This window comes from Halomonas sp. BDJS001 (genome assembly GCF_026104355.1).
GTDB lineage: Bacteria > Pseudomonadota > Gammaproteobacteria > Pseudomonadales > Halomonadaceae > Vreelandella.
In genome coordinates this window covers 2,625,912-2,641,391 of the sequence record NZ_CP110535.1, presented here as the reverse complement: position 1 = coordinate 2,641,391, position 15,480 = coordinate 2,625,912, and the positions used below count along the sequence as shown (strand labels likewise).

The window sequence follows — 15,480 nt, the reverse complement described above, 5'->3', positions numbered from 1 at the left end:
CATGACTCATAAGGTTTTATTGCTGCCGGGTGATGGTATTGGCCCCGAGATTGCCGCCCAGGCGGCACGTTTGTTGAAGGCGTGCCAGGAAGCGGGTTTGGATATTGAAGTAGAAGAAGCGCTGGTAGGCGGTTCCGCCTACGATGTTCACGGCGAGCCGCTGCCTGCGGAAACCCTCGAAAAAGCCAAAGCCGCCAGCGCTATTTTGCTCGGTGCGGTGGGTGGCCCCAAGTGGGACAAAATCGAAGACCTCTCCAAGCGCCCTGAAAAAGGGCTACTGGGCCTGCGTAAGAATCTAGGCCTGTTCGGCAATCTGCGTCCGGCAATGCTCTACCCGCAGTTGGCCAGCGCCTCCAGTCTTAAGCCTGAGCTGGTAGCAGGTTTGGATATTATGATTGTCCGCGAGCTCACTGGCGGTATCTACTTCGGTCAGCCACGGGGTATTGAAGAGCGCAACGGCGAGCGGGTGGGTTTTAATACCTATATCTACTCCGAGAGCGAAATTGAGCGCATTGGCCGCGTTGCCTTTGAAATGGCCCAGAAGCGTGGCAAAAAGCTCTGCTCGGTAGATAAAGCCAACGTACTGGAAGTGACTATTTTGTGGCGGGAAGTGATGGAGCGTTTGGCGCCAGAGTATCCGGACGTTGAGCTTTCCCATATGTACGTGGATAACGCCGCCATGCAACTGGTGCGCGCGCCCAAGCAGTTTGACGTGGTAGTCACTGGCAATATGTTTGGCGATATTCTGTCCGATGCTGCCGCGATGCTCACCGGCTCTATCGGTATGCTGCCCTCTGCTTCACTTAACGAGAGCGGGCAGGGCATGTACGAGCCATGCCACGGCAGCGCGCCGGATATTGCCGGTCAGAACGTAGCTAACCCCCTGGCGATGATGCTGTCGGTGGCCATGATGCTACGCTACTCGCTGAACGAGAATGCCATGGCAGAGCGTATTGAAGCCGCCGTCGGTAGCGTGCTGGATGACGGTCTGCGCACCGCGGATATTGCGTCAGAAGGAATGCAAACCATCGGCACCGACGCTATGGGCGATGCGGTATTAGCGGCGTTTGCTAAGCATTGAGTGAAGCCGTCGGGCTACTCCGGCGATAGGTCTACGAGGGGGCGCTGTGAACCCCTCCCTGGGCGCTACATTTGCCATCCATGGCAAATGACCCCTCTACGACCTATCCCCGGCGCCCTTGTGTGTTCAACCATTATCATTAACCGCTCAGTGCAGCTTCAAAATCACCGTAAAGAAATGTGTATAATACAGACACTCATTCTTTGCAGGAGGACTTCATATGTTGAAAGTCGGTTTCGTGGGATGGCGCGGCATGGTGGGCTCAGTGCTGATGCAGCGCATGCAGGAAGATGGTGATTTCAAGGGCATTGAGCCAGTGTTCTTCACCACCTCCCAGGTTGGCCAGCCCGGCCCCGATATCGGTGTAGACGTGCCTCCGCTGAAAGATGCCTTTGATATCGAAGCGCTCAAAGCGTTGGATGTGGTCGTCACCTGTCAGGGCGGCGATTACACCAAGCCGGTCTATAAGGATCTTCGCAGCGCAGGCTGGAAAGGCTACTGGATCGACGCCGCCAGTACCCTGCGTATGGAAGATGAAGCGACCATCGTGCTGGATCCCGTCAATCGCAAGGTGATTGACGACCAGCTAGCTAAAGGCGCCAAAACCTTTGTGGGCGGCAACTGTACCGTGAGTCTGATGCTGATGGGCTTGGGCGGTCTGTTCGAAGCCGATATGGTCGAGTGGATGACCTCCATGACCTATCAGGCGGCTTCAGGCTCTGGCGCTAAGCATATGCGCGAGCTGCTCAACCAAATGGGCCAACTGCGCGATAGCGTAGGCGAAGAGCTCAAGGATACCTCCAGCGCGATTCTGGATATCGATCGTAAAGTAACCGCGGCCATGCGCAGTGGTGACTTCCCGACCGATAACTTTGCCGCACCGCTGGCGGGTAGTCTGCTACCGTGGATCGATACCAAGTTAGAGAATGGCCAGAGCCGCGAAGAGTGGAAGGGCAGCGTTGAGACCAACAAGATTCTTGGCCTCGACAATAACCCGATACCCATTGATGGCCTATGTGTGCGTATCGGCGCAATGCGCTCGCACAGCCAGGCGTTTACGATCAAGCTGAAGCATGATGTGCCACTGGATGAGATCGAAGACCGTATCGCCAAGCATAACGAGTGGGTCAAGCTGATTCCGAACGATAAAGACGCCACCATCGCTGGCCTAACGCCTGCCGCTGCCACTGGTACGCTGCAAGTGCCGGTTGGTCGTCTGCGTAAGCTGCAAATGGGTGGCGAGTATCTCTCGGCCTTTAGCGTGGGTGACCAGTTACTGTGGGGCGCCGCAGAGCCACTGAAGCGGATGCTGAAGATTCTGCGCGAACAGTAATTTGTTGCTTGTAGTACGTCTTGTAGTCCGCCAGTCGAAAACGGGGAGCTGTTCGCAGCTTCCCGTTTTTTATGAAGCCAGTCTTCACGGTAGTGGGAATAATGCCACTATTTCGTTAAGTTATGATAAAAGCGACGTAATACAATAACCTGCCATCAGTCGTTAAAAGTAAGTAGGTAAGTAGGCGATCAGGGAACATGCATGAAAAAAACAGTGACATGGATGACATGGCTCTCGTTGAGCGCAGTGAGTCCTGTTGCGCTGGCCATTAGCTTGGGGCAGGCGAGTGTCAGCTCGTATTTGAATGCGCCGTTAGATGCCTCAATCCCGCTGCTTGAAAGCAGTGATCACGCCCTCGATGATATTCGTGTCAGCATTGCCGAGCCATCAGCATTTGCCGCCGCTGGGCTTGAGTGGACGCCATTAGCAGCCAGCGTTCGCGTTCAGGTTGAGGAACACCAGGGGCGCCGCCAGGTGCGCTTGAGTTCAGGTCAGTCCATGGAAGAGCCTTGGTTGGAGCTGTTATTCACCCTGGAATATCCTGGTGGTCAACAGACACGGGATGTGACCCTGCTGTTTGATCCCCAGGGGTACTCTCAACAGGAATCTTCTCAACACTATTCGCAGCAGGGTGCTTCAAACCAGAGTCAGTCGCAAACCGCTGCGCCGAGCGTTGTGCCGGTAGCGCTGAAGGCATCTACTGCACAATCAACGACGACTGAAACGTCTGGTACCAACAACCGTGCTCCCCGTAATGCAAATAGCGTTTACGTGGGCAGAGGCGATACCCTATGGAGCGTTGCCGAACGTATTAAGCCCGGCGAAGCCAGCGTTCAGCAGATGATGGTTGCGCTGCGGGAGGCCAACCCTGACGTTTTTCCTTCAGGCAATATAAATGACATGCGTGCAGGTCAAATGCTGCGCATACCGGCTGCTGAGCGTGTTCTGGCGCGCTCCCATGGTGATGCGGATGCTGCGATCAAGGCGATGAATGAAGCCTGGCGGTCACGCCGCGATGGCCCGTTGCAGGCGGTGTCGCTACCAGAGGTTGAACCTGCGCCTGTGGCTGATACTGCAATAGCCGCCGCTCAAACGCTGCACGCTAACGCACTCGCCCACTCTAATAGGGCGCTTGCCGCTGGCGATTCGGAAGCGGTTACCGACGAGTCTGGAGCGCTCTCCCGTAGGGAACTGACCGAGCAACTGCTTCTCAGCCAATCGACACTTCAGCAGGTGCTCGAAGAGCGTGAATTGATGCACGCAGAGCTTAACGAGCTGCGTGGTGAAGTTGCCTCACTAACACAGTCGTTAAGTAGCGCACTCGCTTCCCAAGAACAGCCTGCTCAAGAGCAATCCTCTGAGCCACTTGCTGCCAGCATGGACGACACGGATAGCCCAGATGTGGCTGCTTTAATCGAGCGCTACCAGTGGCCGTTGGCACTGGGTACCATCGTACTGTTAGTTGGGCTGTTGGTATGGCTACGTAAGCGCCGTGAGGAGACCTGGGAAGATATCCCACTTGCAGAGCCAGTAGTGAAACCAACGGTTTCGCCCCACACAGCGCCCAAGGCGCCGCCTATGTCAGAGGCTGCTTCTGTCACAACGCCATCCCATAAAGGTGACGTTGATGAGTCGCTCAATGACAGCGGCCTGTCGGCAGCGTCTCAAAGCGAATCCGAGCCTGAGCCAGAAAGACCCAAACCAGAACAGCCAGGGCCCGAGAAACCAGAGTCCAGCGCTGAGGCTGGTGCTCCAGCTACTAACGCCGTGCCAACAGTAGATACCGATCAATGGCTGGCCGGCAATCAAGGGCCGGAGCCTCCTCAAGAAGAGACGCTTCGCTATGAAAAAAGTCAGGCATCGGGACTGGCTGAGCAGGTGCGCCAGCGACGGATGGGGCTTACAGTCGTTCCCGTGGCGCGCGCTGAAAGCGTTACACTGGCACCGCCGCCAAATTCCGTTCGCCAACAGCTGGCTTCTCTTGAGACCGGTTTGCCTGCGTCTGATCCGCTGACTGATGCCGGCGGGCAAAAAACCGATAAGCCAACTGAATTAACTAAAGATCCAGGTCATCGCTTTATCGATTACCATCGCCGATTTTAAACAGCGCTTCAAGCAGTGAGGAGGGCCAGCGCCCTGAGACTCCCATGCAGCCCACGGTAGAGTTCTCCAGTGAGCCGCAAGGAGCGTCGGTGTCCCCGGCTAAACAGCCTCGACGGCCGATTGAAGAGGAGTGGGATATTGAAGAGGTAGCATTCAAGCCCCTGGGCCTGGATAATAGCGATCCTTCAAAATCTTCAAAATGATGTGGCTTGATGACGCTGTTCTATCACTTCGATGAGAAAATTCCGCTTACCGGCCGCCTGGCAATGGGGGTCGAATACGATGGTACCCGCTACTGCGGTTTTCAGCGCTTAAACCACGCCGCATCGGTTCAGGCATCGTTAGAAGATGCGTTGTCCAAGGTGGCCAATGAGCCCATCCAGGTGAGTGCCAGTGGGCGCACCGATTCGGGTGTGCATGCGACGCGCCAGATCGTGCATTTTGACCCGCCAGTGGGGCGCTCCGAAAAAGCCTGGATCTTCGGCGCTAATACCCAGTTGCCCCGGGATATCGCCGTGCGCTGGGTGAAGCCAGTAGGCGATGACTTTCATTCACGCCTGAGTGCCCTGGGGCGCCGCTACCGCTACGTGCTGCTGAATCAGATAAGCCGCCCGGTACTGGAGCGGGCCAATGTGACCTGGTGCCGTGACCCCTTAGACGCTGATGCCATGCACCGAGCTGCTCAGGCGCTGGTAGGAGAGCACGATTTTTCCAGCTTCCGTGCCGCTGGCTGCCAGTCCAAAACCCCTTGGCGGCATATGCACTTTGTGGACGTGAAGCGCTATGGCCAGCTGGTGATGATCGACATTCAAGGCAACGCTTTCTTACACCACATGATTCGTAATATTGCCGGAGCGCTAGTAAGCGTCGGACGCGGTGCCCAGGATGAAGCTTATATTGGTGAACTCTTAGCGCTTAAAAACCGTCGCAAAGGCGACGTTACCGCACCCGCCTGCGGGCTGCATTTTGTTGATTCGGTTTACGATGAGCGCTTTGATCTGCCCAAAGAGCCGCTGGGGCCGCATCTGCTCTCGTTTACCGGAGAATGGACGGGAGAGCGTGAGCTGCCTGATACGCCAAGGGTAGCTTATCGACGCAACCGATCACTGCGTCATCCGACTGCTCCCCCTGAACAGGAGACGTCATCATGAGCACTGCTCAGCTAACCCGTACCCGAATCAAGTTCTGCGGCTTTACCCGTGAGCAGGATATTGACCGCGCCGTGGCACTGGGCGTGGACGCCTTGGGTTTCGTTATGTGGCCCAAAAGTGCGCGCAGTGTGAGTGTTGAACAACTAGCGGCGCTCTCTGCCCGCGTGCCCGCATTCGTTACCCGCGTGGGGCTGTTTGTCGATCAGCCTGCTGAGCTCATTGAGCAGTGCTTGCCCTATCTTGATATGCTTCAATTTCACGGCAATGAAACACCTGGGGCGTGTCAGCAGTACTCGCTGCCGTGGATGAAAGCGCTGCGTATGCGCGATGAGATAGACCTTGCCCATGAGGCGGCACGCTATCATCATGCCCAGGCGCTGTTGTTGGACGCTTACCGACCAGGAACGCCGGGGGGCACTGGGGAGACCTTCGATTGGTCGAGAATCCCCGCAAATCTTGTAAAACCTGTTATCCTCGCCGGTGGGTTGAGTGCTGATAACATCGCTGACGCTGTGCGTCAGGTAGCACCTTATGCCGTGGATGTATCCGGCGGTATTGAAGCCTCCCACGGCTGTAAAGATGCTGACAAAATGGCTTCTTTCGTCAGCCAGGTGGCGTTGGCCGACACCCGTTAGCGTTCGCCGCACAAGTTTATGTGTGCCCGGTTTGTGTGTAATTTATACGTATTGCTTATGGGTATTTTATCGAGCTACGTATTACGTCGATTCATTTTTTGTTTGCCTGTTCTGGCGATCTTGTGAGGTATCCCTGTGACTGTTTCTGCGACGCCTGCACCCAAAACCAAGTTCAGCGATCTGACCCGAATGCCGGATGCCCGCGGTCATTTTGGCCCTTATGGCGGACGCTTTGTGTCAGAAACCCTGAGCTTTGCGTTGGAAGAGTTAGAGAAAACCTACTCGAGCCTGCGCGATGACCCTGATTTCCAGGCCGAGTTTGACTACGATCTTGCCCACTATGTGGGGCGCCCGTCGCCGCTCTACCACGCCAAGCGCTGGTCAGCGAGTCTAGGCGGCGCGCAAATTTGGTTGAAACGGGAAGACCTGAACCATACCGGCGCCCACAAAGTGAACAACACGATTGGTCAGGCACTGCTGGCCAAAAAAACCGGCAAGCCGCGGATTATTGCTGAAACCGGGGCAGGCCAGCATGGTGTCGCTTCGGCGACCGTCGCCGCTCGTCTTGGGCTTGAGTGCGATGTGTATATGGGGGCTGAAGACGTCCAGCGGCAAAAGCTGAATGTTTATCGCATGCGCCTGTTGGGGGCGCGGGTCATTCCGGTGGAGTCCGGAACCCGCACGCTCAAGGATGCCATGAACGAAGCGCTGCGTGACTGGGTCACCAACGTTGATAACACTTTCTATATCATCGGTACCGTAGCGGGCCCGCACCCTTATCCGCTGCTAGTACGCGATTTCAACGCCGTGGTGGGGCGTGAAGCGCGCCGCCAGTCGCTGGAGCAGATCGGCCGCCTGCCCGATGCGCTGATTGCCTGCGTAGGCGGTGGCTCCAACGCCCTGGGCCTTTTCTACCCGTTTGTGGAAGACGATGGCGTTGCTATGTACGGCGTCGAGGCGGGGGGCGATGGCGTTGAAACCGGCCGCCACGCAGCGCCGTTGGCATCCAATGCGCCGCGCGGTGTGTTGCACGGCAACCGGACTTACTTGATGTCTGATGAAGCCGGACAGGTGTCTGATACCCACTCCATTTCAGCCGGCCTGGATTATCCGGGCGTCGGCCCCGAGCATGCGCTTTGGAAAGATGTAGGCCGGGTCTCCTATGTGGCGGCTAACGATACGGAAGTCCTCGAAGCGTTTCGCGAGTTGACCCGTATGGAAGGTATTATGCCCGCCCTTGAGTCAGCCCATGCGCTGGCCCATGCCAAGGTATTGGCGCCGACCATGCGACCTGACCAGCATATCGTGGTTAACCTTTCCGGGCGTGGCGACAAAGACATCATGACCGTTGCTAAGATTGATGGCATCGAATTTTAAGGCCAGCGTTTTTAAGGGCAAGCATGAACCGTATTGATCAGCGTTTCAGTGAACTTAAGCAGCAGGGTCGCAAGGCCCTGATCCCTTACATCACCGCAGGGGATCCAGCGCCGCAGTACACCGTGGGCTTTATGCATGCCCTGGTGGAAGCGGGGGCCGATGTGATTGAACTAGGCGTGCCTTTTTCCGACCCCATGGCCGATGGCCCGGTGATTCAAAAGGCCTGTGAGCGTGCTTTAAAGCAGGGCACACGGCTAGTTGACCTTATTCAGATGGTCAAAGAGTTCCGCCAAACCGATACTACGACGCCGGTTGTGCTCATGGGGTATTTGAATCCCATTGAGCGGATTGGCTACGAAAATTTTGCCGATCAAGCCGCCAGCGTGGGCGTTGACGGTGTGTTGATTGTGGATATGCCGCCTGAAGAGGCCGAAGAGATCGGGCCACTGCTGAAATCGCGCAATTTAGCCGCGATTTTTCTCGTTGCGCCTACCACTTCACATCAGCGTGCCGCTACAATATGCGCCCATGGTGAAGGCTACCTCTACTATGTTTCGCTGAAAGGCGTGACCGGTGCCGCCACTCTGAACGCAGACGATGTGGCCGAGCACCTGGCGCCGCTGCGGGGAATGACCGATTTGCCGCTATGTGTGGGTTTCGGCATTCGTGATGGCGTGACGGCCGCTGAAGTGGCTAAAGTCGCCGATGGCGTGATTGTAGGTAGCGCTTTGGTTAACCGCATCGCCGAAAGTATTGATGCGCCGGAAACCATAGCGGGCCAGTTGAAAAGTGTATTAGCAGAGATGCGTACGGCGATGGATGCCTAAGGCAACATGCTTTATCGCCTATACTGAATAGATTCACGACACTCATCAAGCCTGGTTTTGCCGGGCGTTGACGTATAACGGAAGCCTTTTTGATATGAGCTGGTTAGACAAGATCGTGCCCTCCATGGGTCGTATCCAGCGTAAAGACCGTCGCGCTAGCGTGCCCGACGGCCTCTGGCGTAAATGTCCCAAGTGCGAAGCGGTTCTCTACCTCCCTGAGCTAGAGAAACATAACAGCGTATGCCCCAAGTGCGATCATCACCTGCGCTTGACGGCACGCAAACGCTTGGACTGGTTCTTGGATAAAGCAGGACGCGAAGAGATTGCGGCCGAAATCGAACCCAATGATCGGTTGAAGTTCCGCGACTCCAAAAAATACAAAGACCGTCTGACCGCGGCGCAGAAAGACACCGGCGAGAAAGATGCGCTGGTCGCCATGCGCGGTGAGTTGGACGGTTTGCCGGTAGTCGCCGTTGCCTTTGAGTTCACCTTTATGGGGGGCTCAATGGGGGCCGTGGTCGGCGAGAAATTTGTCCGTGCTGCGACCCTGGCGCTGGAAGAGAATATCCCGCTGGTGTGCTTTGCTGCCTCTGGGGGCGCGCGCATGCAGGAAGCACTCTTCTCGTTGATGCAGATGGCTAAGACCTCCGCTGCACTTGAAAAACTCAAGCAAGCAGGTGTGCCCTATATTTCAGTGTTGACGGATCCTGTATTTGGCGGTGTGTCAGCCTCGTTGGCCATGCTGGGTGATTTGAATATCGCAGAACCCAATGCGCTGATTGGTTTTGCAGGTCCCAGGGTTATCGAGCAAACGGTGCGTGAAACCTTGCCAGAAGGTTTCCAGCGCAGCGAGTTTCTGCTTGAGCACGGTACCGTTGACATGATTGTTCATCGTCATGAGATGCGCGCCCGCGTGGGCAGCGTGCTGCGTAAGTTAACGCATCACGAAGCAGCGCCAGATAGCTCGATACAGCCTGATGATGCCGACGTTGTTGAACCGATTGTCGAAGAAGCTACCTTAGCGGAGAACGCTAGCGTCACTTCTGATAAGGTCGCTGTGACCAAGCAGGACACCCCTGCCGCTAAGAGTGATGACCATTCACGCAATGCCTGACGCTCAAGAACACTCTCTACAGCCGCATTCTTTACAGCCATATTCTTTAAAACAGTGGCTCCAGCATTTGGAAACGCTGCACCCGGTAGGGATTGATCTGGGTCTGGAACGTGTCTCTGAGGTGGCAAAACGTATGGGGCTGCTTGCAAGCCCCATTGCCCCCTGTGTCATTACGGTGGCAGGTACCAATGGCAAGGGTTCAACCCTTGCCATGATTGATAGCGTTGCCCGCGCCCATGATTGGCGTGTGGGTGCCTACACTTCCCCCCATTTATTACGCTACAACGAGCGCGTTAAAATTGCTGGCCAGGAAGCCGACGATCAACTGCTGGTGCAAGGCTTTGAACAGGTCGAGCGTGCGCGGTTGCAGGGTAGCGAAATCAGCCTGACCTATTTTGAAGCGGGTACGCTTTGCGGCCTGTGGTGCCTGGCGAGTGCGGAGCTTGACCTAGCGGTACTTGAAGTAGGGCTCGGGGGGCGCCTTGATGCGGTCAATATCGTTGATGCGGATGTGGCGATCGTCACCACTATCGCCCAGGATCACGCTAACTTTTTAGGCACTGATTTAGCCCAGATTGGGCGTGAAAAAGCCGGCATTTTTCGGGCCAATCGTCCCGCCGTGTTAGGTAGTCAAACGTTGCCCGCTAGTGTTGCTGAGTGTGCCCAGGTGCTTGCCGCGCCTACTTTTAGTCTGGGCCAGCAATTTACCCATCAGGCGACGGCTGCTGAGCCTACCCAGTGGCGCTGGCAGGGCCAGGATGCGGATGGCCAAAGCATTGTTCTTGACGAGCTCCCGAACCCTGGGCTGCCCATCGATAACGCTGCCACCGCTTTACAGTCTCTTGTGCTAGCCGGGCTTGGGTTAGAGAAATCGCGAGTGCAAGCAGCGCTGGGTTCGGTGCAGTTGGCCGGGCGGTTACAGTGGATTGGGCCTTGGTGTCTGGATGTGGGGCATAATCCCCACGCGGCTGAGTATGTCGCGCGCCATTTGCCTCCACCGCCAGCAGGAGGACGTCAGTGGGGGCTTATCGGTATGTTGAATGATAAGGATATCGACGGTGTCATACAGTCGTTAGCGTCTCGCATTAGTGATTGGGTGTGCGTGTCGCTGAGCGGAGAGCGAGGTTGCCAGGCAAGCGAGTTGTCGCAACGTATTATCGCTCAGGGAGGGCGGGTGCATTTTAGTGCCGATTCGCCGCAAGCAGGCGTCGATTGGCTGGCAAAGGTGTTAACGCCCAATGATCGTGTCTTGGCTACCGGGTCGTTCTTTACAGTAGCGGCGCTGCTGGCTCAGCCACTGCCAACAGGCGCTGCGTCGCTTGATGGAGACGGAAATGAAATACGGTAAAACGGAACGCATTAGCGGTATTGTGATTCTGCTCGCGCTACTGGCGATCTTTGTGCCGTGGCTAATGAGTGACCCCGCGCCTAGAGAAGAGCGTCCCCAGCCGAGCTTTGTGATCGAGCAGCCGGTTGAAGTGGAGCGCCGTGATGTTCCTGCACCGGAAAGACCTTCAACCATTGGTGAACCATCGCTATCGTCGACGCCCCGCGAAGTGGGGAGAGATGGCGATATGCCTATTGACGCTGACCCGCGGCTGCCGGAAACCGATCAAATTACGGCTTCTAATCAAGCGGAATCCAGCGAGTCCGATGAGGCATCGGCAACGCCTAATAGCGATCCTATTGCTGACCTGATTGCCACCAATAGCGACAGCGCCCAAACCAGTGCTGAAAGTGCGTCACAAAGCAGCTCTTCCCAAAACTCATCACAAGGCACCTCTTCTAGCGCATCCAGCCCTTCCGTCAGTGCTCAGGGAGAGTGGGCGGTGCAAGTCGGCAGCTTTGGTGAGTCCGCTAATGCGCAGCGCCTAAGTGAACAGCTGTCCGGTGAAGGTTTCACGGTTTATCAGCGCGAGCGCGATAATAATATGACCACCGTCTTTGTGGGCCCGTATGCCACTTCCGAGGATGGGGAGTCCGCCATGGCCTCGATTAAAGAGCGAGCCAATGTGCAGGGCCTGCTTGTGCGGGTAAGAGACTAAACCATGGCGTTAACATGGATTGATGCGGTGTTCCTGGCTGTGCTGGCGCTGTCGATGCTGGCCGGGTTTGTCAGGGGGTTTGTGCGCGAAGCCTTGGGGTTGGCCGCCTGGGTAGTGGCCTTAATGGTTGCACGAGTGCTCGCCGAGCCAGTGGCCGAACTGATGAGCGGGTTTATCGACAGCTTCGACGCCCGCCTGGTTCTCGCTTTTATACTGGTCATCTTTGCCGTGATTTTGCTTTGCGGCATCGTGATCCGCTTGGTGCATGCGGCGATTGAGTGGGTGGGCATGGGGCTATTGAACCGCGTGGCCGGGGCCGCTTTTGGCCTTGCCCGTGGGGCGGTTATTTTGTTAATCGCCACCGTGCTGATTACCCTCACACCGCTGGCAGACTTACAGGCGTGGCAACAGGCCGAGCTGCGGCCCACCTTTATTCAACTGCGCGATTGGGCGGTGAGTCAGTTAGATCAGTGGGATCGCGAGCTGCCTGAGACGCCATCGTCGCTGCGCGATATTTCTCTGCCAGAACTGCGCATGCCCGGTTCGGCGGAGCGAGAAGTTATCCCGACAGGTGATTGACCTGTTAGTGAAGTTGATTCTATGAACGTTCGGGCTTGCTTAGAGATAGGCAAGCCATGGCATTAAGCGAGGTAACGTGAATGTGCGGTATAGTGGGCCTTCTGGGCAAGCAGGCGGTAAATCAGGGAATCTACGATGCCCTGACCGTACTTCAGCATCGTGGCCAGGACGCTGCCGGCATGATGACGTGGAGCGAGGGACGCTTCCTACTGCGCAAGAGTAACGGCTTGGTTCGTGATGTATTTCATACCCGCCATATGGCCCGCCTAAAAGGCAACCTAGGCATTGGTCACGTGCGTTACCCGACGGCAGGCTCTTCCAGTGAAGCTGAGTCACAGCCGTTCTATGTTAACTCTCCTTACGGTATTGCCCTGGCGCATAACGGCAACCTGACCAACTCTGAGCAGTTGAAGCAGGAGTTGTTCTCTACTGATTTACGCCATATCAATACCAGTTCCGACTCTGAAGTGCTGCTCAATGTCTTTGCTCACGAACTGGGCAAGCAGGGGTTGCACCTGGAAGCGGAAGATATCTTTGATGCCGTACGTCGCGTTCACCGCCGTTGCAAGGGTGGCTATGCGGCCGTGGCGATTATTAATGGCTTCGGTATGGTGGCGTTCCGCGATCCCTTCGGTATTCGCCCCGTGGTGTTTGGTACCCGCGAAGAGGAGAACGGACAGGCGGTAATGATCGCCTCCGAATCCGTTGCCTTGGATGTGGGCGGTTTCGAGCTTGAGCGTGATCTATCGCCGGGCGAAGCCATTTTTGTCGATATTGAGGGCAATATTCATACTCAGGTATGTGCTGACCGCCCTGAGCTGCGTTCATGCATTTTTGAGCACGTTTACCTGGCGCGCCTGATTCCTTGCTTGACGGTGCCTATGTTTACGGCACCCGGATGCAGATGGGCCGCAAACTAGGCGACCGCATTCTTAACGAGTGGCCGGATCACGATATCGACGTGGTTATCCCGATCCCTGATACGTCACGCACCTCCGCCCTTGAAATGGCGCAGCACTTGGGGGTGACCTACCGCGAAGGGTTCATGAAGAACCGCTATATTGGCCGCACCTTTATTATGCCGGGGCAAACCCAGCGTAAAAAGTCGGTACGCCAAAAGCTCAATGCCATCGACGTTGAGTTTAAAGGCAAGAACGTCCTACTAGTGGACGACTCGATTGTGCGCGGCACCACCTGTAAGCAGATTATTCAAATGGCCCGCGATGCCGGTGCACGCAAGGTCTATTTTGCCTCGGCGGCGCCCCCGGTTCGCTTCCCGAATGTGTATGGCATTGATATGCCTGCGGCGTCTGAACTGATTGCTCATGGCCGTAGCGAAGAGGAAGTGGGGGATCTAATCGGCGCCGACCGTATCTTCTATCAAAACCTGGATGATCTAAAAGCGGCCTGCCGCGAAGTCAATCCTGAGATGGAAGAGTTTGATTGTTCGGTATTTGACGGCAACTACGTGACCGGCGATATCGACGACGCCTACCTGGCCGCCTTGGAAGCTAGCCGCAATGACTCTGCCAAGGATCAAAGCGCCGGTGACCACGCCCTGGTCGATATGCACAATCAGGACGACGACCTGGACGATTAGGAGAGCAGCCATATGCATGATGACAATCACCAGGAAGACAGTCACCAGGATGAGTGGTCACTTGAGACGCTGGCGATCCGTGCGGGACATCAGCGAACCTTCGAGCAGGAGCATTCGGAGCCCATATTTCCGACTTCAAGCTTTGTTTACGCAAGCGCTGCCGAAGCGGCGCGTAAATTTGGTGGGCAGGAGCCGGGCAACGTTTACTCGCGCTTTACCAATCCGACTGTACATACCTTTGAGCGCCGCTTAGCGGCCCTTGAGGGTGGCGAGCGCTGTGTCGCCACCAGTTCGGGTATGTCCGCGATTCTTTCCACCGCGCTGGCACTACTTTCAGCGGGGGACGAGATAGTGGCTTCCCGGTCGCTGTTTGGGTCTACGGTTAGCCTGTTCGATAAGTACTTAGGCAAGCTGGGTATTACCACGCGTTATGTGGAGCTTTCCAGCGTTTCAGCCTGGGAGGCGGCGATCGGCCCTAAAACACGGCTACTGTTTGCCGAAACGCCCTCAAACCCGCTGTCAGAAATTGCTGATATTCCGGCCCTGGCAGCGCTGGCAAAGCGTCACAACGCGCTACTGGCGATAGATAACTGCTTTCTTACCCCGGCACTTCAACAGCCCCTGGCGTTGGGCGCTGATTTGGTCATTCACTCGGCGACCAAGTACCTGGACGGCCAAGGCCGCGCAGTGGGTGGCGCTGTGGTCGGTAGTCATGCGCTGCTTGAAGAGGTGTTCGGCGTGGTGCGCACCTGCGGGCCTTGCCTGAGTCCTTTCAACGCGTGGATTTTTACCAAGGGCCTGGAAACCCTCTCGCTGCGTATGAATGCTCACTGTGAGAACGCCTTGACCCTAGCGCGCTGGCTGTATGCTCACCCGGCGGTGACGCAGGTGTTTTATAGTGGACTGGAAGATCACCCTCAGCACGCCCTGGCCAAACGGCAGCAAAAGGGATTTGGCGCCGTATTGGGCTTTGAAGTGAAGGGGGGGCAGGAGGGTGCATGGCAGGTGATTGACGCAACCCGTATGCTCTCTATCACGGGTAACCTGGGTGATGTTAAAACCACCATTACCCATCCAGCGACGACAACCCATGGCCGTTTATCCGATTCGCAGAAAGAGGCGGCAGGTATTACGCCAGGCCTTATTCGCGTGGCGGTAGGCCTGGAGAGCCAGCGGGATATCCAGCGCGACCTTGCCCGCGGACTGGACGTTCTGGCTGACTAACGGTGATTAGGCAAGTCGACACGGTAACGAAAAACCCACCTTTGAAGGTGGGTTTTTTCGCGCTTTTGAAACCTAATGGGTCATATGCTGTGTCAGCAAAGATCCATTACTTTTTAAGAAGCGTTGCGGTGGGGCAGATCTGACAGCGCAATCTGGTCTTCACTGCTGGAAGAGTGATTGATGTGAGAGCTCGGGGCAACAACGGTGTTGCTCTTTGCATCGCCGTTGACCAAGGGCAAATCAGCTGGTGTCAGGTACGCGTTTTCAGTGCTGTGATTCGCTGAAGAGCTAGGGTGAACAATCTGGTTAAGCTCGCCAGAGCCCTGTTCGGCTAGAACAGCAGTAGAAGTCAAAGCCATGGCAATCGCGGTGATAAGGGTAATTTTTTTCATGATTGGCGCTCTCTAATAG

14 protein-coding genes and 1 pseudogene are annotated in these 15,480 nt (G+C 56.1%); 14 read left to right on the top strand and 1 reads right to left on the bottom strand.

Annotated elements, in window-relative coordinates; translation table 11 throughout:
• Position 1 precedes the first annotated feature (1 nt).
• The 14 genes and pseudogenes from leuB to OM794_RS12165 all read left to right on the top strand — a co-directional run bounded on the left by leuB (position 2) and on the right by OM794_RS12165 (position 15,069).
• Positions 2 to 1,081: a 3-isopropylmalate dehydrogenase gene (gene leuB / locus OM794_RS12230; RefSeq protein ID WP_226251081.1), complete on the top strand. Its 1,080-nt coding sequence runs from the start codon at positions 2 to 4 to the stop codon at positions 1,079 to 1,081.
• 220 nt (positions 1,082 to 1,301) lie between these two features.
• Positions 1,302 to 2,414, top strand: coding sequence for an aspartate-semialdehyde dehydrogenase (gene asd / locus OM794_RS12225; protein WP_211595052.1), 1,113 nt, complete (start codon positions 1,302 to 1,304; stop codon positions 2,412 to 2,414).
• Positions 2,415 to 2,615: 201 nt separating this feature from the next.
• On the top strand, positions 2,616 to 4,517 hold the full coding sequence (locus OM794_RS12220) for a FimV family protein (RefSeq protein ID WP_226251080.1): 1,902 nt from the start codon (positions 2,616 to 2,618) through the stop codon (positions 4,515 to 4,517).
• A 44-nt stretch (positions 4,518 to 4,561) separates the two neighbouring features.
• The gene (locus tag OM794_RS12215; RefSeq protein ID WP_226251079.1) at positions 4,562 to 4,720 is read left to right on the top strand and encodes a hypothetical protein; all 159 of its coding nucleotides are present in this window, start codon (positions 4,562 to 4,564) and stop codon (positions 4,718 to 4,720) included.
• 9 nt (positions 4,721 to 4,729) lie between these two features.
• Entirely contained in the window at positions 4,730 to 5,668 is a 939-nt protein-coding gene (gene truA, locus OM794_RS12210) for a tRNA pseudouridine(38-40) synthase TruA (RefSeq protein ID WP_226251078.1), read from the top strand.
• Entirely contained in the window at positions 5,665 to 6,303 is a 639-nt protein-coding gene (locus OM794_RS12205) for a phosphoribosylanthranilate isomerase (RefSeq protein ID WP_226251077.1), read from the top strand. Before truA ends, OM794_RS12205 begins: the two co-directional genes overlap by 4 nt.
• Positions 6,304 to 6,492: 189 nt before the next feature.
• Positions 6,493 to 7,680: a tryptophan synthase subunit beta gene (gene trpB / locus OM794_RS12200; protein WP_226251086.1), complete on the top strand. Its 1,188-nt coding sequence runs from the start codon at positions 6,493 to 6,495 to the stop codon at positions 7,678 to 7,680.
• Between the two features lie 23 nt (positions 7,681 to 7,703).
• Positions 7,704 to 8,507 (top strand): tryptophan synthase subunit alpha, encoded by an 804-nt coding sequence (gene trpA, locus OM794_RS12195; protein WP_226251076.1) that lies wholly within the window; start codon positions 7,704 to 7,706, stop codon positions 8,505 to 8,507.
• Between the two features lie 94 nt (positions 8,508 to 8,601).
• A complete protein-coding gene (accD, locus tag OM794_RS12190; RefSeq protein WP_226251075.1) occupies positions 8,602 to 9,621 on the top strand; it encodes an acetyl-CoA carboxylase, carboxyltransferase subunit beta in 1,020 nt (339 codons plus the stop codon).
• Positions 9,614 to 10,969, top strand: coding sequence for a bifunctional tetrahydrofolate synthase/dihydrofolate synthase (gene folC / locus OM794_RS12185; RefSeq protein WP_265154636.1), 1,356 nt, complete (start codon positions 9,614 to 9,616; stop codon positions 10,967 to 10,969). The genes accD and folC overlap by 8 nt, the downstream gene beginning before the upstream one ends.
• Positions 10,956 to 11,666 carry an SPOR domain-containing protein gene (locus tag OM794_RS12180; RefSeq protein ID WP_226251074.1) on the top strand — a complete coding sequence of 237 codons (711 nt, stop codon included), beginning with the start codon at positions 10,956 to 10,958 and terminating at the stop codon, positions 11,664 to 11,666. Before folC ends, OM794_RS12180 begins: the two co-directional genes overlap by 14 nt.
• 3 nt (positions 11,667 to 11,669) lie before the next feature.
• On the top strand, positions 11,670 to 12,245 hold the full coding sequence (locus OM794_RS12175; protein ID WP_226251073.1) for a CvpA family protein: 576 nt from the start codon (positions 11,670 to 11,672) through the stop codon (positions 12,243 to 12,245).
• A gap of 80 nt (positions 12,246 to 12,325) precedes the next feature.
• Positions 12,326 to 13,845, top strand: a pseudogene (gene purF / locus OM794_RS12170) (amidophosphoribosyltransferase).
• A gap of 12 nt (positions 13,846 to 13,857) precedes the next feature.
• A complete protein-coding gene (locus tag OM794_RS12165) occupies positions 13,858 to 15,069 on the top strand; it encodes an O-succinylhomoserine sulfhydrylase (RefSeq protein ID WP_226251072.1) in 1,212 nt (403 codons plus the stop codon).
• Positions 15,070 to 15,182: 113 nt separating this feature from the next.
• Here OM794_RS12165 and OM794_RS12160 read toward each other — a convergent pair whose 3' ends face one another.
• Positions 15,183 to 15,461, bottom strand: a complete 279-nt coding sequence (locus OM794_RS12160; protein ID WP_226251071.1) for a hypothetical protein — start codon at positions 15,459 to 15,461, stop codon at positions 15,183 to 15,185.
• Positions 15,462 to 15,480: the final 19 nt, after the last annotated feature.

What these genes read in the sequence shown, in the direction of transcription:
- OM794_RS12205 (WP_226251077.1), top strand. Translation starts at nt 5,665, where the DNA reads ATGAGCACTGCTCAGCTAACCCGTACCCGAATCAAGTTCTGCGGCTTT.
- accD (WP_226251075.1), top strand. Translation starts at nt 8,602, where the DNA reads ATGAGCTGGTTAGACAAGATCGTGCCCTCCATGGGTCGTATCCAGCGT.
- leuB (WP_226251081.1), top strand. Translation starts at nt 2, where the DNA reads ATGACTCATAAGGTTTTATTGCTGCCGGGTGATGGTATTGGCCCCGAG.
- asd (WP_211595052.1), top strand. Translation starts at nt 1,302, where the DNA reads ATGTTGAAAGTCGGTTTCGTGGGATGGCGCGGCATGGTGGGCTCAGTG.
- folC (WP_265154636.1), top strand. Translation starts at nt 9,614, where the DNA reads ATGCCTGACGCTCAAGAACACTCTCTACAGCCGCATTCTTTACAGCCA.
- OM794_RS12215 (WP_226251079.1), top strand. Translation starts at nt 4,562, where the DNA reads ATGCAGCCCACGGTAGAGTTCTCCAGTGAGCCGCAAGGAGCGTCGGTG.
- trpA (WP_226251076.1), top strand. Translation starts at nt 7,704, where the DNA reads ATGAACCGTATTGATCAGCGTTTCAGTGAACTTAAGCAGCAGGGTCGC.
- OM794_RS12160 (WP_226251071.1), bottom strand. Translation starts at nt 15,461, where the DNA reads ATGAAAAAAATTACCCTTATCACCGCGATTGCCATGGCTTTGACTTCT.
- OM794_RS12175 (WP_226251073.1), top strand. Translation starts at nt 11,670, where the DNA reads ATGGCGTTAACATGGATTGATGCGGTGTTCCTGGCTGTGCTGGCGCTG.
- truA (WP_226251078.1), top strand. Translation starts at nt 4,730, where the DNA reads ATGACGCTGTTCTATCACTTCGATGAGAAAATTCCGCTTACCGGCCGC.
- OM794_RS12165 (WP_226251072.1), top strand. Translation starts at nt 13,858, where the DNA reads ATGCATGATGACAATCACCAGGAAGACAGTCACCAGGATGAGTGGTCA.
- trpB (WP_226251086.1), top strand. Translation starts at nt 6,493, where the DNA reads ATGCCGGATGCCCGCGGTCATTTTGGCCCTTATGGCGGACGCTTTGTG.
- OM794_RS12180 (WP_226251074.1), top strand. Translation starts at nt 10,956, where the DNA reads ATGAAATACGGTAAAACGGAACGCATTAGCGGTATTGTGATTCTGCTC.
- OM794_RS12220 (WP_226251080.1), top strand. Translation starts at nt 2,616, where the DNA reads ATGAAAAAAACAGTGACATGGATGACATGGCTCTCGTTGAGCGCAGTG.